The 19,234-nt window shown below is 66.6% G+C and carries 15 protein-coding genes; 6 read left to right on the forward strand and 9 right to left on the reverse strand.

Features of this window, described 5'->3' with window-relative positions; genetic code table 11:
* Window positions 1-373: 373 nt before the first annotated feature.
* Complete coding sequence (locus WC969_08985) at window positions 374-1,420, reverse strand: agmatinase family protein (GenBank protein ID MFA6029974.1); 1,047 nt, start codon at window positions 1,418-1,420, stop codon at window positions 374-376.
* Between the two features lie 249 nt (window positions 1,421-1,669).
* On the opposite strand from WC969_08985, the gene WC969_08990 reads away from it, so the two are divergent.
* From WC969_08990 to WC969_09015, 6 genes are read left to right on the forward strand one after another with little or no spacing between them, the layout of a single operon-like run.
* Complete coding sequence (locus WC969_08990; protein MFA6029975.1) at window positions 1,670-2,455, forward strand: AAA family ATPase; 786 nt, start codon at window positions 1,670-1,672, stop codon at window positions 2,453-2,455.
* A 9-nt stretch (window positions 2,456-2,464) separates the two neighbouring features.
* Window positions 2,465-3,367, forward strand: a complete 903-nt coding sequence (locus tag WC969_08995; GenBank protein ID MFA6029976.1) for a ParB/RepB/Spo0J family partition protein — start codon at window positions 2,465-2,467, stop codon at window positions 3,365-3,367.
* Window positions 3,367-4,452, forward strand: coding sequence for a hypothetical protein (locus WC969_09000; protein MFA6029977.1), 1,086 nt, complete (start codon window positions 3,367-3,369; stop codon window positions 4,450-4,452). Before WC969_08995 ends, WC969_09000 begins: the two co-directional genes overlap by 1 nt.
* Window positions 4,439-5,491, forward strand: coding sequence for an aspartate-semialdehyde dehydrogenase (locus WC969_09005; protein ID MFA6029978.1), 1,053 nt, complete (start codon window positions 4,439-4,441; stop codon window positions 5,489-5,491). Before WC969_09000 ends, WC969_09005 begins: the two co-directional genes overlap by 14 nt.
* Before the next feature lie 10 nt (window positions 5,492-5,501).
* Window positions 5,502-6,404, forward strand: coding sequence for a hypothetical protein (locus WC969_09010; protein ID MFA6029979.1), 903 nt, complete (start codon window positions 5,502-5,504; stop codon window positions 6,402-6,404).
* Window positions 6,401-7,282, forward strand: coding sequence for a hypothetical protein (locus tag WC969_09015; protein ID MFA6029980.1), 882 nt, complete (start codon window positions 6,401-6,403; stop codon window positions 7,280-7,282). The genes WC969_09010 and WC969_09015 overlap by 4 nt, the downstream gene beginning before the upstream one ends.
* A gap of 159 nt (window positions 7,283-7,441) precedes the next feature.
* Here the strand turns inward: WC969_09015 and serS are convergent, their stop codons facing one another.
* The 8 genes from serS to dnaA all read right to left on the reverse strand — a co-directional run bounded on the left by serS (window position 7,442) and on the right by dnaA (window position 19,081).
* Window positions 7,442-8,764 carry a serine--tRNA ligase gene (serS, locus tag WC969_09020; GenBank protein MFA6029981.1) on the reverse strand — a complete coding sequence of 441 codons (1,323 nt, stop codon included), beginning with the start codon at window positions 8,762-8,764 and terminating at the stop codon, window positions 7,442-7,444.
* Window positions 8,761-9,342, reverse strand: coding sequence for a hypothetical protein (locus WC969_09025; protein ID MFA6029982.1), 582 nt, complete (start codon window positions 9,340-9,342; stop codon window positions 8,761-8,763). Before WC969_09025 ends, serS begins: the two co-directional genes overlap by 4 nt.
* 84 nt (window positions 9,343-9,426) lie before the next feature.
* A complete protein-coding gene (locus tag WC969_09030) occupies window positions 9,427-10,857 on the reverse strand; it encodes an RtcB family protein (protein ID MFA6029983.1) in 1,431 nt (476 codons plus the stop codon).
* A 65-nt stretch (window positions 10,858-10,922) separates the two neighbouring features.
* The gene (gene gyrA / locus WC969_09035) at window positions 10,923-13,469 is read right to left on the reverse strand and encodes a DNA gyrase subunit A (GenBank protein ID MFA6029984.1); all 2,547 of its coding nucleotides are present in this window, start codon (window positions 13,467-13,469) and stop codon (window positions 10,923-10,925) included.
* Between the two features lie 99 nt (window positions 13,470-13,568).
* A complete protein-coding gene (gyrB, locus tag WC969_09040; protein ID MFA6029985.1) occupies window positions 13,569-16,106 on the reverse strand; it encodes a DNA topoisomerase (ATP-hydrolyzing) subunit B in 2,538 nt (845 codons plus the stop codon).
* Between the two features lie 53 nt (window positions 16,107-16,159).
* On the reverse strand, window positions 16,160-16,474 hold the full coding sequence (locus WC969_09045; GenBank protein MFA6029986.1) for a DUF721 domain-containing protein: 315 nt from the start codon (window positions 16,472-16,474) through the stop codon (window positions 16,160-16,162).
* On the reverse strand, window positions 16,474-17,577 hold the full coding sequence (dnaN, locus tag WC969_09050; GenBank protein MFA6029987.1) for a DNA polymerase III subunit beta: 1,104 nt from the start codon (window positions 17,575-17,577) through the stop codon (window positions 16,474-16,476). The genes WC969_09045 and dnaN overlap by 1 nt, the downstream gene beginning before the upstream one ends.
* A 148-nt stretch (window positions 17,578-17,725) precedes the next feature.
* On the reverse strand, window positions 17,726-19,081 hold the full coding sequence (gene dnaA / locus WC969_09055; GenBank protein ID MFA6029988.1) for a chromosomal replication initiator protein DnaA: 1,356 nt from the start codon (window positions 19,079-19,081) through the stop codon (window positions 17,726-17,728).
* Between the last annotated feature and the right edge of the window lie 153 nt (window positions 19,082-19,234).

Raw genomic sequence — 19,234 nt, forward strand, 5'->3', positions numbered from 1 at the left:
CTTGTGAGTCCTATTAGCTTCTTAGACGAAGCCTTCCCTTCTCCCCACAGGTATCGTTGAGCTCAAGAGAAGGGGATGATTCTCGCGGTTTGGGGGACCTCCCCCACCCTCCACCAACGCCTGGGAGGTGGGCGGCCCTCCCGCGAATCAAAGAGCGGGAGGGCCGAACGACCGACAAGATGAGGAGTTAGGAACCTTTGGAAGAGGGGACGAGGTCGGGCGGGCGGGACTGGCGGAGGATATGGGTCAGGCAGACGGGGCAGACGCCGTGGGTGTAGCCGCCGCCGAGCGTATCCCGGCCCGTGACGACCCCGAGCTCCCGACGGCACCACGAACAGATCCGGCGCGATGAGGGGCCTGCGTCGCGCCGAGTTCAACGGGCGCGACGAAGGCCGCGGCTCACGAACGTCCAGGCGATGAGTTTGTAAAGAAGCCGCATCCCCACGTTGGCGTCCCACTCATCCTTGCCGCCGGGGGCGGGAGCGACCTCGACGAGGTCGAAGCCCAGGATGGTCCGGCCGGAGCGGGCGAGCTCGGCGAGGATATACGAGGCCTCCGCGAACTCGAGGCCGCCGGGGACGGGGGTCCCCGTGTGCGGGCAGAGCTTGGGGTCGAGCCCGTCGATGTCGAAGCTCACCCAGACCTTCTTCGGCAGGGCGGTCACGATGTCGGAGACGGTCCTCGCGAACGGCTCCCCGGCGAAGCGGCGGCGCTTGAGCTCGTGGTCGAAGAAGACGCGGACCCGCTCCCCCTGGGAGCGGACGAAAGCGTCTTCCTGCGCGCAGTAGTCGCGGATGCCGACCTGCACGAGCGTCTTGACGCGCGGCAGGCGGACGAGCGCGTTGCGCATGATGGAGGCGTGGGAGCCGACGAAGCCCTCGTAGGCGTCGCGCGTGTCGGAGTGCGCGTCGAAATGGAGGAGGCCGAAGTCCCCGTGCACCTCGCCGGCGGCCTGGAAGGCGCCGAAGGGCGTGGAGTGGTCCCCCCCCAGCACGCAGGCGATCTTGCCGGCGTCCATGAGCGCGCGGCACTCCCCATGGACCCAGGCGTCGAGCTCCGCGCTCAGCGCGTTGGCCGCAGAGAGCGCGGACTGCAGCGCGCGGCTCCCCTCGACCTTCCCCCCCGCGCGGATGACCTTCTGCGCGGCGGCCTTCGCCTTCCGGCTCCAGGCCCGTACCTTCGCGGACTCGGCGCGCAGGTGGATGCCCGGCTCGTAGGGCCGTTCGACCTCAGGGTCGAAGAGGTCGATCTGCCCGCTTGCCGCGAGCAGCGCGGCGGGTCCCTCGGAGGCGCCGGCGCCGTAGGAGGTCGTCGCCTCCCACGGAACGGGCAGAAGGACGAGCGCGGCCTCTTTCTCGCTGAACGGAAGGCCGAAGATCCCGCCTTCGTCGTCCGCCGGGGCATCGGGGTCGAAAACCATGCGTGGATTATACTCTTTCTCCCCCCTTTCATCGCCGCACGCGGTTTAACGCACAAACAACACTGAATAGCTGTATATGATTACTAACAATCCAAATAACAAAATTATGATTCAATATGACTCTAAATCCACATGAATCTATATGGTTTTCACGTGAAAACTCATTGCCTTGATTGACGCGGAGCGCTCTCAGCGATATAATCAGGCAGCCCCTCCTATATATCCCCTATCCACCACCGGAAGAGACACATGACCGAGATCATCGCACTCGCGAACCAGAAAGGCGGCGTCGGGAAGACCACCACCGCCATCAACATCGCCGCGGCCCTGGCCTGCTTCGGTCAGGAGACCTTGTTGGTGGACCTGGATCCCCAAGGCAACGCGACCTCCGGGGTCGGTGTCGACAAGTCCGCGGTCGAGTTCGGGACCTACCAGGCGCTGCTGGAAGATGTGCCCGCTGAAAAAACCATCAAAGATACCGCACAGGAATTACTCGACATTATGCCGTCCAATTCGGATATGTTGGGCGCGGAGATGGCCCTTGCGGATGCGTTTTCACGTGAAAACAGGCTGCGGGAGGCCCTCAAGAGCGTCCGGGACCTCTACAAGTTCATCATCATCGACTCCCCACCCTCTCTGGGTCTTCTCACGATCAACGCTCTCTGCGCCGCGGACAAGGTCATCGTTCCCATCCAAGGCGAATACTACGCGCTCGAAGGCCTTGCGAGCTTTGTGCAGACGGTCAACCGCGTGAAGGAGACGATCAACCCCTCCCTGGAACTCGAAGGCGCCGTCCTGACGATGTTCGACCCGCGCCTCTCCCTGGCCCAGCAGGTCCGCGACGAGCTCTCTCGCTTCATGGGAGAGAAGCTCTTCAAGTCTTTCATCCCTCGCTCGGTACGCCTCGCGGAGGCCCCGAGTCATGGAAAGTCCATCCTGCAGTACGACCCCCGCTCGCGCGGAGGGCAGTCGTATCTCGCCGTCGCCGGCGAACTGCTCGTCCGACGCGGCTGGGATGTCGTGAAGATCGATTGAGGTGACGACATGAGACAGGCACTCGGCAAAGGACTCGAAGCTCTGCTCCCCCGCAAGGGGGGGACGCCCACGGCGCACGCGCCGGCGCACGCCAAGGACGCCCCTACGGCGGAGTCGACCAGCAAGGTCCCCATCGGAGACGTCCGCCCGAATCGGCACCAGCCGCGCCACAGCTTCGATCAGACGAAGCTCGCGGAGATGGCCCAGACGATCAAGGAGCATGGCCTCGCGCAGCCCATCCTGGTCACACCGCTGCCGGACGGGAAGTATGAACTCGTCGCGGGCGAGCGGCGCCTGCGCGCCGCGAAGCTCGCGGGACTCAAGGAGATCGATGTCGTCGTCCGCAAGCAGATGGGGGAGAAGGACCGGCTCGCGCTGGCCCTCATCGAGAACGTCCAGCGCGACGACCTCAACGCGGTGGACGTCGCGCGCGCCTACCGGAACCTCATCCAGGATCACGGCCTCACGCAGACCGACCTCGCGCATCAGATGGGGAAGTCGAAGTCGGCGGTCTCGAACACCCTGCGCCTGCTCGACCTCTCGGAGGACATCCTCAAAGCCCTCGAAACCGACCAGATCACGGAAGGGCACGCCCGCGCTCTCCTGGGCGTCAGCGACCGCGTCAAGCGCACGCGCCTCTTCCACTCGATCCTGGAACGCAACCTCTCGGTGCGCGAAGTCGAGACGCTGGCGCGCGTCATGGAGACCGGACAGGTCGAAGCGCAGCACGCGCCGAACAAACGGACGCCGATGACCAAGCCGGCCGAGGTCCGCGAGATCGAGCGCAAGCTCGCGCACTCGCTGGGGATGAAGGTGGACCTGCGCACCAAGAAAGACGGCAAGAGCGGCGCCGTCGTCATCCACTTCTACAACCTCAATGACTTTGAAAAACTGATGGGGAAACTTAAATAATGTATATTTTTAAAGGATTATTTACTATCGCCTTCGCCCTCTGCGCGCTCGCGCCCTGCGCGCTCGCGCAGCAGGACGCCGAGCCCGTCGCGGAACCGGACTTCGAGGACGCCGAACCGGCGCCCCGCGCTCCGGCCGCCGCGAAAGAGGAGGTCGTGCGTCAGCCCCTGGTCCTCTCGCTGGCCGAGAACATCAACGACTTCGGCCGCTTCGCGGACGGTGGTTCGGATTCCAACTGGTTCATCGGCTTCAACAACGCGTGGATCGTGAAGCTTCCGCCCGCGCCTCCCGGCGACTACGCGCGGGCCTTCGTCGGCGCTCGCATCGGCCGCGCGAAGTCGCAGCCGCTGGCCGAACGGCCCTGGGAGCGCACGCTCGTCCCCGGACAGGTCTACATGGGCGTCTCGCAGACGCCCTCCTACGGCACGGAGAAGAGCTTCTTCCTCGCCGAGACCGCCGACATCCCCGCGGAGACCGACGCGAGCGTCAACATGCCGGGCACGGGCCGCTCGGAGTGGTTCTGGGCCGAGGTGCCGCCGGGCCTGGTCTCCTTCGACCGTCCCAACTACCTCATCATCTGGTCTCCGACGCGGGAGTTCCGCGACGCGCTCCACTCTCCCATCCTGGCGGGCCTGGAGACCCCGGCGTCCGCGAAGGGGGAGGAGACGCGGGCCTGGAACAACCATTCCATCCAGGGCGTCCCGCCGCGCTCGGAGCAGGACGCGCTTCAGGTCCCCATCAACAACCTGCGCCCGGCGCTCGCTCTCAAGCTCGTTCCCGCGGGACTGCGCGGAGCGGTGCGCCTGAGCGCCTTCAGCGTGCGCCCCTCGGGCGAGGGCTGGGTCGCCCGTTTCAGCGTCGAAGGCCGCGACATCGACGCGGCCTGGCTGGAGGCCTCGCAGGACGAGCTGGAATGGAAGCGGGTCACCCCGCTTCTGCGCCGCCCGCCCTACATCTCCACCCTCGCGAAGGGCTCGCTGCCCGCGCGGGGCGCCTACCTGCGCGCGGCGGCCCGCGACTTCTCCGCCGTCGAGAATCACAGCTCGTCGGTTTACGTCGGCCCCTCCTCCGATGGCCCGCGCTGAGGGGGGGCTTCGCGTCGGCGTCGTCGGGGCCACCGGCCTCGTCGGACGCATCCTGCTCGACCTGCTCGTCGAGCGGCGCTTCCCCGTCGGCGAACTGCGCCCCTTCGGCTCGGGCCGCGCGGGCGCACGCGCGCGCTTCCGCGGCCGCGCGCTGCCCTGCCCGGCGCCTTCGCTCGCGGCCCTCAAGGCCTGCGACCTCGTCTTCCTCGTCTCCAGCGACGAGGTCTCCAGACGCTTCGGCCGGGCCCTCGCCCGGGAAGGGGTCTGGGTCCTCGACGACTCCTCGGCCTTCCGGCTCGACCCCGCGGTCCCGCTCGTCATCCCCGAGGTGAACGCCTCGGCGCTCTCGCCGCACCGCCGCCTGGTGGCCGGTCCCAACTGCACCCTCACCGGCGCGGCCGTCGCCGGGGCCCCGCTGCTCCGCAAGGCCGGCCTCGCCGCGGTGCGCATCGCGTCCTATCAAGCCGTCTCGGGCGCCGGCCGCGAGGCGCTCGAGGAGTACCATGCCCAGGCCCGCCGCGCGGCCCGGCTCGCCGGCCGCCGCGGACCGCTCGACGTGCCCTCCGCCCCGCGCGCACGCGCGCTCCCGCGCCCCATCGCCCTCAACGTCTTCCCGCAGGTCGGCTCCTTCGATCGGAAGGGGGACTCGGGGGAGGAGTTCAAGGTCCGCGAGGAGCTGCGCAAGATCTGGGGACTGCCCCGCCTGCCGGTCTCCGTGACCGCCGTGCGCGTCCCCGTCGTGCGCGGCCATTCGCTCTCCCTCTGGCTGGAGACCCGGCGGCCTCTCGCTCCCGGCGCCGCCCGCGCGCTCCTCGCGAAGACCCCGGGGCTTCGGCTGTGGAAGGAGGGGGACTACCCGACTCCGCTCGACGCCGCCGGCACCGCGCCGGTCCACGTGGGTCGCCTGCGCGCGGGGACCTCCGGACGCGAACTCGCGCTCTGGGTCGTCTCCGACAACCTCCTCAAAGGAGCCGCGCTCAACTCCGTGCAGACGGCCGAGCTCCTGCTGCTGAAAGGCTGGCTCAAGAAGCGCCTATAATGGAGGAGCCGTGAAAATCCTTCCCTTCCTCTTCGCCGCACTCCTCGGTCCCCTCGCCGCCCAGACGCCTTCCAGCGCGCCGGTTCCCGCGCAGGCCCTCCAGGGTCAGCCGCCGCCCACGCCCGGGAGCGTGCTCCTCGCTCCCGACGGTCGCTTCCGCTGGGTCGAGGGCGAGGACGCCGTCTTTGTTCGGACCGACGACGGCTCCGAACGCCGCGTCCGCCTCCCCTCTCCACTCGAGAAAGCCGCACGGCGCCGCGTCCTCTTCGCCGCCGGGGCCCGCCACTTCTGCGTCCTCGAGGAGAAAGACAGCGACTTCGGCCTGCACGTGAACGCGCGCAAAGGCGCGAAGAACGCCAAGGCCCTGCTCCTCTCCTCGACGCTGCGCCTCATCGACGAGCGCGGCCGGCCGCTCTGGGCGCGGCCGCTCCCCGAGAAGGCCATCGTCGGCAAGGCCTCCGAGGCCCGGATCCTGGCCCTGGCCGGCGACGGCACGACGGCCATCCTCCTCCAGGACATCGACCCCTACAACAAGGTCCGGCCGCTGCTCATGGTCTTCGACGCCCGCGGCCGCGAACTGCGCGCTCTCGACTACGCGCAGTGGACCCGCGTCGACGAGTTCGCGCTCTCCGCCGACGGCCGCGCGCTCGCCGTGCGCGGCTTCGGGCTCGTGCCCGAGGACGCCGATTGGAGCAAGGCCGTCGGCGTCTATCCGCTCAACGGCAGGGCCAAGCCCCGCATCGCCGCCGCCCCGAAGGCCGAGGAGAGCCGCGAGCTTCGCGGCTTCGACAAGGACCTCTGGGTCTGCTGCGTCAAGGAGGGGGGGACGCTCTCGGCCCTCGGGCCCGCCGGGGAGAAGACTCCCGTCGATCCCGCCGAGGCCGACCGCCGCTTCGGAACGAGGGGAAGATGAGAGCGCTCCCCCTGCTGCTCGCGTTCGCGCTTTCCGCGGTCCCGTCCTTCGCCGTCCCGCCGGGCGACCCCCTCGCCCGGGAGCTCGCGCGCCTCTCGAAGGAAGGCTTCACCGACGTCCAGCGCGCCGACGCGAAGGTCCGGGAAGGCCTCCTCAGCGCGCTCGTCGTGCGCCGCTCCGACGGAGGGGGTTCGCGCCTGCTCGTCTACCTCAGCGGCGACGCCAAAGCGCGCCTCCTCCACTTCGAGCCCTCGCTGGCGGGCATCCGCCTCTCGGCGCTGCATGTCGACGGGACCCTGCCCGACCTGGCCGGCGACGGCTCGCGTACGATCGCCTACGTGGTCAGCTTCTCCGGGCTCGAACAGGACGCGCTCGTGCTGCTGCGCTACGGCAAGGGCCGCGTCGAGCGGCTCGGAAAGCCCATGCCCTTCACCGATTTCGAGGACGTGGACGTCGACGGGAACCTCGAGCTCGTACGCCGCGAGAAGCCCCTGGGCCGCTTCTTTTCCATGGACTGCGAGTCCTTCTTCACGATGGCCGGCAAGGCCGAGAAGACGACCATCCTCCTCCTCAAGGGCCGCCGGCTCGTCGACGTCTCCGCGCGCTATCCCGCCTTCTACCGCGCGCACATGGGCCGCCTCGAAACGGAGCTCGCCTCCAACGACCCGATGAAGACCCAGCGCTTCGAGGACTACCTGAGCACCTCGCTCGCCTTGTACTTCGACTACGAGACGCTCGGCCGCAGGAAAGAGGGTTACGACCGCCTGCGCAAGGCGTACAAGCTCCCACGCGCCGCCCCGTCGGGGATCCGCTCCTGCGCCGACAAGATGGGCGCCGAGCTGCGCCAGAAGCTGAATGTACCCAGCGATTGGGATTAGGCCGTACCTGAAGTTCCTTATTGTCCTCCCCCGCGGGGAGGGCAGGGTGGGGGGAAGTCCCTAAGAAAAGAAGAAGGCCCGCATCAGCGGGCCTTTTTCCATTCTTGGGGATCCGCCCCCCTCCTGCCTCCCCCGTGGGGGGAGACAATGAGGAAACTGTCAGACGCCCGTGACCTTATCACCCCCGAAGTAGGGCCGCAGCACCTCGGGCACCAGCACGCTCCCGTCCGCCTGCTGGAAGTTCTCCAGGATGGCTGCGAAGATGCGTCCGACGGCGAGCCCCGAGCCGTTGAGGGTGTGGACGAACTCCGGCGCGTCCTTGGGCCCGCGGCGCATGCGCGCGTTCATCCGGCGCGCTTGGAAGTCCCCGCAGTTCGAGCACGAGGAGACTTCGCGGTAGCGGCCCTCGCCGGGGAAGAAGACCTCGAGGTCGTAGGTCTTGCAGGCGCCGAAGCCGATGTCGGCGGTGCAGAGCTCGAGGACGCGGTGGGGCAGCCCGAGCTTGAGGAGCACGCTCTCGGCGTCCTTCGTCAGGCGCTCGAGGGCCTCCGGGGAGTCCTCGGGCCGCGTGATCCAGACGAGCTCGACCTTGTCGAACTGGTGGTTGCGGATGAGCCCCTTCACGTCCTTTCCGTACGAGCCCGACTCCTGACGGAAGCAGGGAGTGAGCGCCGTGAGCTTGAGCGGGAGCTTTGAGGCGTCGAGGATGTCTCCGCGTACGGTGTTCGTCAGCGGGACCTCGGCGGTCGGGATCAGGAAGCGGACATCCTTCGCGACCCCTTCGGCCCCTTCCTTCTCGGCGTGCTGTCCGGTCTTGTAGAGGTCCGCCTCGAACTTGGGAAGCTGACCGGTGCCTTCAAGGACCTCGGGCAGAACGAGATAGGGGACCCAGTGCTCGAGATAGCCGTTCTCCTTCGTCTGGTGGTCGAGCATGAACTGCGCGAGGGCGCGCTCGAGGCGGGCGCCGGCGCCCTTGAGCAGGGCGAAGCGCGCGCCGGAGAGCTTCGCGGCGAGCGCGAAGTCGAGTATGCCCAGCTTCTCCCCGACGGCGGCATGATCGAGGGCCTTGAAGGGGAGCTTGGTCGGCTCGGCGCCGAGCCGCACGACTTTATTGTCCTCTTCCGACTTCCCGACGGGGCAGCTGGGATGAGGAAGGTTGGGGATGGAGAGGAGGCAGTCGCGCACCTCGGTCTCGACGGCGGAGAGCCGCGCTTCCTTCTCGGGCATGGCCGTCTTGAGGACGGCGACCTCGTCCATGAGGCGCTTCGCTTCGGCCTCGTCCTTCTTCGCCTTGGCCGCGCCGACGGCCTTCGAGACCTCGTTGCGGCGCGCGCGCAGGTCCTCGACCTCCTTGAGCAGGGCCCGGTGGGCTCCGTCGAGCTCGAGATACTTCTCCAGAGCGGGGAGATAGCGTCCCCCGCGGTCGCGCACGCCCTGCCGGGCCCTCTCGCTCTCCGTGCGCAGGATCTTAGGATCGTTCATCGCGGGCCTCCGCCCTTCGCCTCGCCTGCGGGGGCCGTCCCCGCCGCCTGCTGCTTCCAGAGCACCGGCAGGACGGACTCGTGTATGCGGCCTTGCAGCGTGCTCTCGCCGGGACGCGGCTCGAGCATCACCTGCAGCCGCAGTGCGTCGGGCCAATAGCCCGCGCGCGCCATGCGCTTGAGATAAGCTCCGAGGACGGCGCGGTTGAGCCCGGCCGGCACCGGCCTCGTTTCGCCGGCGCGGATCGTGGGTACCCGGCGGTCCTCGAGGATGAAGGGGATGGCCCAGACGCCCTCGCCTCCGCCCACGATGGGGACGAGGCGCGCGGTCACGATATAGCGAAGGAGCATCGCCTCGTCGGCCTTGCCCGCCGCGTTGCGCAGTCGCAGCTCCAGACGCGGAGCGGCGGCGACGGAGCCGTTGGGGGGGAGCAGCCAGGCGCTGACGTCATGCCAGACCGGCTTCGTCGGACGGCCGACGGGAAGCTGCCAGCGCGAGCTCTCGATGGAGACTTCGGCCCTTATGAGTGTAGGCAAGGAAGTGACGACAAGGATGACGAGGAGCAGTAATCGATTCACGAGAAGGATTCTACCAATTACGGTTTTCCTTAGCTCCCCTTCCCCTGCCCCTTCCCGCAGGAAGGGGAGTTAGGGAAACTGGGGTTACCCCTTGAGCACGCCCATAGGCCTCATCCTCGCCACACGTTGGGCCAACCCCGAGGAGTGGCAGACCTCGACGACTTCGTCGACATCCTTATATGCCGAGGGCGCCTCCTCCGCGAGCCCTTTCCAGTTGTCGGTGCGGACGCAGATCCCGGAGGACTCCAACTCGCGCACGAGGAGATGGGGGTCGGTCCGCTTGGCGGCCTGGGTGCGGCTGAGCAGGCGCCCGGCTCCGTGGCAGACGGTCCCGAAGGTCTCGCGCATGGCCGCGTCCGTGCCGACGAGGACGTACGAGGCCGTCCCCATGGACCCCGGGACGAGCACCGGCTGGCCGACGCCGCGGTAGACTTCCGGGACGTCGGGATGTCCGGCCGGGAACGCGCGCGTGGCGCCCTTGCGGTGGACGAGGACGCGCCGCGCGGCGCCGTCGACGAGATGAGTCTCGAACTTCGCGATGTTATGGCAGAGGTCGTAGACGACGCGCAGGCCGAGTCCGTCGGGTCCCGTCTCGAGGACGCGCGCGAAAGCCTCGCGGATGAAATGGGTGATGGCTTGGCGGTTGGCGCGCGCGTAGTTCGCCGCCGCGCACATCGCCGCATAATAGGCGCGTCCCTCCGGCGATCCGATCGGGGCGCAGGCGAGCTGGCGGTCGGGCAGGCGCCAGCCGCTGCGCGCGGCGACGCCCTGCATGGCGCGCAGAGCGTCCTCGCAGACCTGATAGCCGCTGCCGCGCGAGCCGGTGTGGATGAGCGCGACGATCTGCCCCTTGAAGAGCCCGAAAACGGCGGCCGTCCCGGGGTCGTACACCTCATCGACCTCCTGGAGCTCGAGGAAGTGGTTCCCGCTGCCCAGAGTCCCGACCTGGTCGCGGCCTCGTTCGGCCGCCCGCTCGCTCGGCGCGTCGGGATCGGCGTCCCTCAGCCAGCCGCCGTCCTCGCAGGTCTCGAGATCCTCCCGGCCGCCCAGCCCCTTCTCGACGGCCCAGCGCGCCCCTCGCTCGAAGACCCGGCGCACGCCCCTCTCATCGAGCCGGATGGGGCCGCCCTTCCCGACGCCGGAGGCCACGCGGGCATGGAGGGCGTCCATGATCCTGGGGATCCGCTTGCGCACTGCCGCCGCCTCCAGGTCGCTGCGCAGCAGGCGCACGCCGCAGGAGATGTCGAAGCCGACGACGCCGGGCGAGATGACGCCCGTCTCGGCGTCGGTCGCGGCGACCCCGCCCACCGGAGCCCCGTAGCCCCAATGGCAGTCGGGCATCGCGAGCGAACGGCCGACGATCCCGGGAAGGTGCGCGACGTTGGCCACCTGCTCGGCGACCTTCTCGCGCTCGATCTTCGGGAGCATCCCCTCCGAGGCGTAGACGAGGCCCGGCACGCGCATGCCGCCGGTCCGAGGCAGTTCCCACCTCCACGGATCGATTTTCTTCAACATAAATTCATGCCCCCTCTCCCGCCACGCGGGAGAGGGGGTAGCGGGGATGAGGGGTCGAGCCGCCCTCAGTCCTTCTTTTCAGGAGGCGGCTCGACCGGCGCCGTCCCCTCCGTCTTGATGGGCAGCTCGACCGCCGCCTTCTCCTCGGGGACGATGGGGGAGACGCTCGCGACCTTGTCTCCCTCCTCGAGCCGCACCAGGCGCACGCCCTGGGTGTTGCGGGAGATGACCTTGATGTCCTTGCAGCGCAGGCGGATGGCCATGCCCTTCTCGGTCATCACCATGAGGTCGTCGTCGTTGGTCACGAGCTTGAGGTTGACGACGTTGCCGTTGCGCTCGTTGGTCTTGATGGTGATGATGCCGCCGCCGCCGCGGTGCTGGTCGCGGTACTCGGAGAGCGCGGTGCGCTTGCCGTGGCCGTTCTCGCAGACGGTGAGCATCGTCTTCTTCGTGTCCTTCGGGAACTTCTCCATCCCGATGACGATGTCCCCCTTCTCAAGACGCATGCCGCGCACGCCCATGGCCGTCCGGCCCATGGCGCGGACGTCGGTCTCCGCGAAACGGATGGACATGCCGCCCTGGGTGCCGATCATGACCTCGTCCTTGCCCGAGGTGTGCTGGACGTCGACGAGGATGTCGCCCTCCTCGAGGGTGATGGCGGCGATGCCGCTGCGGCGGATGTTCTCGAAGTCGGCCAGCGGGGTCTTCTTCACCGTGCCGTTGCGCGTACACATGAGGAGGTAGGTCTCCTTGCCCTTCTTCTCCTCGAAAGAGCGGATGGCGACGACCGAGGTGACCTTCTCCTCGCCGGTGATGGCGAGCAGGTTGACCATGGCCTTGCCGCGCGAGGTGCGCTGTCCCTCGGGGACCTCGAAGGCGCGCAGCGCGTAGACTTTCCCGCGGTTGCTGAACATCAGGAGGGTGGCGTGGCTGTCGGTGGTGAAGAGGTGCTGGATGAAGTCCTCCTCCTTCACCTCCTGCCCCGTGACCCCCTTGCCGCCGCGCCCCTGGCTCCGGTAGGTGTCGACCGGGATGCGCTTGACGTAGCCGCCGTTGGAGATCGTGATGACGACCTCCTCCTTGGCGATGAGGTCCTCGAGCGTCATCTCGGCGCGCTCGGTGGTGATCTGGGTGCGGCGCGGCTCCCCGTACTTCTCCCGCAGAGCCTCGAGCTCCTTGGCGATGATGGCCAGGACCTTCTTGGGGTTGGCCAGGATGTCCTTGAGCTCGGCGATGCGCTTCTGCAGCTCCTTGTGCTCCTTCTCGATCTCATCGGCGGAGAGGCGGGTGAGCTGGTGCAGGCGCATGTCGAGGATGGCCTGGGCCTGGATCTGCGAGAGCTCGAACTCGCTCATGAGCTTCGTGCGCGCCTCCTCCTGGTCCTTCGAGGCGCGGATGATCTTGATGACCTTGTCGAGGTACTTGAGCGCGATGAGGAAGCCCTCGAGGATGTGGGCCCGCGCCTGCGCCTTGCGGAGCTCATAGCGCGTGCGGCGTGTCACGACGACCTTGCGGTGCTCCACATAGTGGCCGAGGCAGTCCTTGAGCGGCAGGATGCGCGGCCGTCCGTCGACGAGGGCGAGCATGATGACGCCGAAGCTCGACTCCAGCGCCGTGTGCTTGAAAAGCTGGTTGAGGACGACGTTCGCATTCCCGTCGCGCTTGACCTCGATGACGACGCGCATGCCGGTGCGGTCGGATTCGTCGCGGATGTCCGAGATGTCCGGGATCTTCTTCTCGCGCACGAGGTCGGCGATGGTCTCGAGGAGCTGGGCCTTGTTGACCTGATAAGGCAGCTCGGTGACGATGATGGCCTGACGGTTGCCCTTGATGTCCTCGATCTCGGTCTTGGCCTGGATGCGCACCGAACCGCGGCCGGTCTCGAAGTACTCCTTGATGCCGGTCTTGCCGCGGACGATGCCGGCGGTCGGGAAGTCCGGGCCCTTCACGATCTTCATGAGCTCCGAGCTCGGGATCGAGGGGTCCTTCACGTAGGCGATGGTGGCGTCGCAGATCTCGACGAGATTGTGGGGGGGGATGTTCGTCGCCATGCCGACCGCGATCCCGGTCGAGCCGTTGACGAGGAGGTTCGGCAGCATCGCGGGGAGCACCGTGGGCTCCTGCATGGAGCCGTCGAAGTTGGGGACGAAATCGACGGTGTCCATGTCGATGTCGCCGAGCAGCTCGTCGGCGATGGCGGCGAGGCGCGCCTCGGTGTAGCGGTAGGCGGCCGCCGGGTCGCCGTCGACGGAGCCGAAGTTCCCCTGCCCGTCGACGAGCGGGTGGCGCAGAGAGAAATCCTGGACCATGCGCACCATGGCGTCGTAGACCGCCGAGTCGCCGTGGGGATGATATTTGCCGAGGACGTCGCCGACGACGCGCGCCGACTTCTTGTAGGCCTTGTTGTGCTTGAGCCCCATCTCCTCCATCGTGAAGAGGATGCGCCGGTGCACGGGCTTCAGGCCGTCCCGGACGTCGGGCAGGGCGCGGCCGACGATGACCGACATCGCGTAATCGATGTAAGAGGACTTCATCTCTTCGCCGATGTCGCGCGAGATGATGTTGCCGGCGGGCTCCGGCAGGAGCGTCGGGTTCGGCTCTGGGGTGCTCATATGAAGTCGTCTCCTGTCCAATCCTTCCTTACTGCCCTCCCCCGCGGGGGAGGGGCAGGGGAGAGGGGGAACCTGCCTTCTCGTCCCCCTCGCCTTAAATCAGATATCCAGATTGCGCACTTCCTTCGCGTGCGTCTCGATGAACTGCTTGCGCGGTCCGACCTTGTCGCCCATGAGCTTCGTGAAGGTGTCCTCGGCCCCGGCGAGGTCCTCGAGCTTGACCTGGAGGAGCTTCCGCCGCTTGGGGTCCATCGTGGTCTCCCAGAGCTGCTCGGGGTTCATCTCGCCCAGACCTTTATAGCGCTGGATGCTCGCGCCCGAACGGCCCGCGTTCCGGACGTCCTCGAGGAGCTCGTGGAGGCCGTAGCCGAAGCTCTCCCCGCGCGGCGTCTTGCAGGCGACGAGCGGCTTCGTGTTCTCGTCCTCCTTCACGCGGTCGTACCAGGCGATGTCGAGACCGAGGTCCTCGAGCTTGGGCACGATCTTCGAAAGCTTGTCGAGCTCCCAGAGCTCCTGGACGTCGAAGCCGGGGTCTTCGTCGCCGACGACGACCTCGGCTTCCGGCTCGCCCTCGGCCTTGAGCTCCTCCTTCATGCGCTCGCGGCGGGCGGCGAGCAGCTCCTGCTGCTTCTCGCGCCATTCCTTGTCGCTGTAGAAGTAGAGGTACTGCCCCGGCGCCTCCTCGAAGCGATAGCACGGGAAGCGGTTCTCCTTCTTGAAGCGCAGGTAGTCCTGGAAGAAGATGCCTTTGCGCTCGAGATGGCGCAGCAGGTTCTCCATCTCGATGAGGAGCTTGAGGATGTACTCGACGTCCTTCTTGTCGAGGACCTTGGACTTCTTGCCGTCCGGAGAGAAGGCCCGGACCTCGCTCTCGTCGAGGCCCTCCTTCAGCAGCCAGGCGTTCATCTTCTCCTCGGTGTCGACGTACATCTCCTTCTTTCCCTTCTTGACCTTGTAGAGCGGCGGCTGCGCGATGTAGATGTGCCCGCGCTCGATGAGGGAGCGCATCTGGCGGTAGAAGAAGGTCAGCAGAAGGGTGCGGATGTGCTGGCCGTCGACGTCGGCATCGGCCATGATGATGAGCTTGTGATAGCGGAGCTTCTCGATCTTCATCCCCTCGTCGCTGTCGGGCTCCATGGCGGGCTCGCCGATGCCGGTGCCGATGGCCGAGATGAGGGTCCGGACCTCCTCGTTGGAGAGGATCTTCACGAGGCGCGCGCGCTCGACGTTGAGGATCTTGCCTTTGATGGGGAGGATGGCCTGGAACTCGCGGTTGCGGCCCTGCTTGGCCGAGCCGCCGGCCGAGTCGCCCTCCACGATGAAGAGCTCGCAGCGGGACGCCTCGCGCTCCTGGCAGTCGGCGAGCTTGCCGGGCAGCGTGCCCTCGCCGAGAACGCCCTTGCGCCGGGTCAGGTCCTTCGCCTTGCGCGCGGCCTCGCGCGCCTCGGCGGCGCCCATCGCCTTCGCGATGATGGACTTGGCGGTCGCCGGGTTCTCCTCGAAGAAGGTGACGAGGGCCTCTCCGACGATGGACTTCACGACGCCCTCGACCTCGGCGTTGCCGAGCTTGGTCTTCGTCTGTCCCTCGAACTGCGGGTTGGGGATCTTGATCGAGAGCACGGAGACGAGGCCCTCGCGGACGTCGTCTCCCGTGATGCTGAAGTTCTTGCCTTTGAGCATGTCGTACTTCTTGACGTAGTCGTTGATGACGCGCGTCAGGGCCGAGCGGAAGCCGGCGAGGTGCGTGCCGCCCTCGGGGGTGTTGATGTTGTTGACGAAGCTGTAGACGTTCTCGGAATAGTCCTCGTTGTATTGGATGGAGAGGTCGACGTTGACGTCGTCCTTCTCCTTGTTGAACGAGATGGGTTCCGCGTAGATCGGCTTCTTGTTCGCGTTGAGGAACTTCACGAACTGGGTGATGCCGCCCTCGTAGTGGAAGACGTGCTTCTTGTCCTCGCGCTCGTCGCTGATGGTGATGTGGGCGCCGGCGTTCAGGAAGGCGAGCTCGCGCAGGCGGTTGGAGAGCACGTCGAAGCTGAGCTGGTGCCCGTCGAAGATGTCGGGGTCGGGCTTGAAGGTGACCTTGGTGCCGTGGTCGTCGGACTTCCCTTTGGCCGCGACGGCGGCGCGCGGCTTGCCGCGGTCGTAGGCCTGGAACCAGACCTTCCCTTCGCGGTAGACCTCGACCTCGACCCACTCGGAGAGGGCGTTGACGACCGAGATGCCCACGCCGTGGAGGCCGCCGGAGACCTTGTAGGCGCGGCGGTCGAACTTGCCGCCGGCATGGAGCACCGTCATGACGACCTCGAGGGCGGACTTGCCCTTGAGCTTCGGGTCCTTGACGTCGCGCATCGGGTCGACGGGGATGCCGGAGCCGTCGTCGAGCACGGTGACGGAGTTCCCGGGATGGAGGATGACCTGGACGGACTTGCAGCGCCCCGCGAGGATCTCGTCGACGGAGTTGTCGACCGCCTCATAGACGAGGTGGTGGAGCCCGGAGGGCCCGGTCGAGCCGATGTACATCGCGGGCCGCTTGCGGACCGCGTCGAGGCCCTCGAGGACCTGGATCTTCGAGGAGTCGTAGACCTCATCGTCTTTCTTCACCGGGATGTCCGTCTCGGGTGCGTTCTTCGCCATAGGGTTACCGCTCCTTCCTTCGTCCTGATCCTTCTTCGGCTTCCCGGACATGCTCAGTCCCGCGAGGCCCGGACCTCTTTGATCCAGGCGCGCTGGAAATACTTATTGAGGGCGCGCACGAGCGTCGGGCCGCGCAGCTGCAGCTCCTGCGCCGCGGCGGGAGAGCGCGTCTTCACGTACAGCACGCCCGCGCGAACGCCGCTCAAGGACCAGTGCCGGGCCATCCCGCCCGCCTCGCGCTCCCAGACCTGGTGCAGGATGACCAGGCGGTCGGGGTCGAGGCGGCGATAGCGCGTCCAGCCCTTGAGGATGTCCCCCGCGGTGGAGAAGGTGTTCCGCGGCGGCTTGGCGTGCGGCGCGAGGCGCATCAAGCCCTCATCGGCATCACGACGTACTTGTAGTCTCCCTGCCCTTCCGGCTCGATGAGGGCGGGGTTGACCGGCGTCGTGAGGCTGAGGACGATGTTGTCGGTGCCGACGGCCTTGAGACCGTCGACGACGTACTCGGGGTTGAAGGCGATGGAGAAGTCCTCTCCTTTGTACTCGACGGGGAGCTCGTCCTCGAATTGGACGGTTTGACTCGCCGCGGCCACATGGAGAGCGCCTTTCTTCAGCGTGAACTTCACCGAGCCCCCGCGGTCCGGGGTCGCCAGCGCGGCCTGCTTGGTGATCTGCATGAGGTCCTTCGTCGCCAGGCGCAGCTGGATGTCCTTCTTGGCCGGGATGACCTGCTCGTAGTTCGGGAAAGACCCTTCCACGAGGCGGGAGATCATGGTCGTCGAGCGCGTCTGGAAGCCCACCTGGTTCTCTGTGATGCCGATGAGGAGTTTGGAGTCCCCTTCCTCGTGCCCGAGCACCCGCAGAAGCTCCTGGAGGATCTTGGTCGGGATGATGGCGCGGAACTCCTTGTTCGCCGGGAGGATCTTCTTCTTGACCGCCGCGAGCCGCCGGCCGTCCGTGGCGACCATCTCGAGATGGCCCCCGGCGGCGGCCCAGAAGACGCCGTTGAGCACATAGCGGGTCTCGTCGGTCGAGGCCGCGAAGATGGTCTTCCGGACCATGTCCGCGAGCACCTCGGAGGGGAGCTCGAAGGCCTCGGACTTGTTGAACTCGGGCAGGACCGGATATTCGGACTTCGGGGTCCCCACGATCACGAAGCGGGAGCGCTCGCACTTGACGAGGACCTTTCCGTCGGGCTCCACGGAGATGTGGACGCTCTTGCCGCCCTGGAGGGTGTGTAGGATGTCGGAGAACTTCTTCGCCGGGATGGTGACGCTCCCCTCCTTCTCCACTTCGGCCTTCATATAGTGGCGGACTCCCATCTGGAGGTCGGTCGAGACCAGCTTAAGCTTCGAATTCTCGGTCTCGATGAGGAAGTTCAGCAGGATCGGCAGGGTCGTCCGCTGAGACAGCGCCGACTGGATGGTCTGGACCCCCAAAGAAAGGTCGTCCGTGGTGCAGTTGATTCTCATTTCAATAGTCCTCTCCCTCGTTCAGCTGCGCGATTGTGGATGAACGCGAGTTCCTTCGAAAAACCCGGAGGAATCCATCCACAGGCCTCGCTGCGCTTGTCCGCGGTTTCCACCGCGCCGGCGTCCGTCCACAGGTCGGGGAATGTATTCACTGCTTTTTCCCCTGTTTGATGCTCTCCACCAGACGGTTCACGGTCTCCAGGAAGAAAGGGTCTTTTTCAACCATCGCCTTGATCTTATCACGGCCGTGGATGACGGTGGTGTGATCGCGTCCGCCGAAGTGGCGCCCGATCTCGGTCGTGGAGAGCTCCGTGAGCGAGCAGGCCAGGTACATCGCGAGCTGCCGGGGGAACGCGATCTCCTGCACGCGCGAGCGGGACTTCATCTCCTTGACGTCGATGGAGTATTTGTCCGCGACCGCGCGCATGATGTCGTCGACGTGCACGGGGGAGCCGGCGTCGGGGTCGATGGTGTCCTTGAGGAGGTCTTTGGCCGAATCGACCGTCAGCGGGCTTCCCGTCAAGGCCGCGAAGGCGCGCAGGCGAACGAGGGCGCCGTCGAGCTCGCGGATGTTCGATTTGATGGCGCTGGCGACATAAAGGAGGACGTCGTCCGGCACGAAGATCTGCTCGGTGTCCGCCTTTTTGCGCAGGATGGCGATGCGCGTCTCGAGGTCCGGGGGCTTGATGTCGACGACCTGCCCCCACATGAAGCGGGAGATCAGCCGCTGTTCGGCCGGGATCATGTCTTTGGGCGAACGGTCGGAGCTGATGACGATCTGCTTATGCGAGTCGAAGAGGGCGTTGAAGGTGTAGAAGAACTCCTCCTCGCTGCGGCCTTTCGCGAGAAGGAACTGCACGTCGTCGAAGAGGAGGCAGTCGAGGTTGCGGTACTTGCTCCGGAACGCGTCCGGCTTCTGGTCGCGCAGGGAGTCGATGTACTCGTTGACGAACTGCTCGGCGGTGGTGTAGAGCACACGGGCGTAGGGGTCGCGCTTGCGCAAGGCGTGCCCGATGGCCTGCAGGAGGTGCGTCTTCCCGAGCCCCGCCCCGCCATAGATGAAGAACGGGTTGTACTGGTGTCCGGGGTTCTTCGCGATGGCTTCGGCCGTCGCGTGGGCCAGGCGGTTGGACGCCCCGACGACGAAGGAGGAGAAAGTGTAGCGCGGGTTGAGTTCGCTGAGCTTGAACTCCGATTGGGGACGGACCTCGGGGACCGGGTCCGAGCCTTTCGGCAGCAGCTCGGAGAGGTCCTTGCTCACCTCGAAGGCGAGGGCGATGTCCTGGCCGGAGGACGCGCGGATGCGCGCCTCGAGCTTCTGCTGGTAGTGCGAGACGATGTGGTCGCTGAAGAACTTGTTGGGGACCTTGACGCGAAGGACGTTGCCGTCGACGGCTACGGCCTCCACCGGTTTGAGCCAGAGCTCGATGTTCTCGTTGCCGACCTCGGAGGAGATTCCGCCGACGGCGTCGTCCCAAAGCGTCTTGGCGTCCAAGTTATTCACAGGTTATCCACAGGTGTTGATAACTAAAAAGACATTGTTTTTAAAGTATAAAACGACATCCCCGACGATATTCGAGTTAAAATTGTTCAAAACAAAGAGCCCCGGCGACCGTCCGAACGGGATGGACGCCACTGTATGTGAATATACTAAGTC

The organism is Elusimicrobiota bacterium, from assembly GCA_041660925.1.
GTDB lineage: Bacteria > Elusimicrobiota > Elusimicrobia > UBA1565 > UBA1565 > JBAZUV01.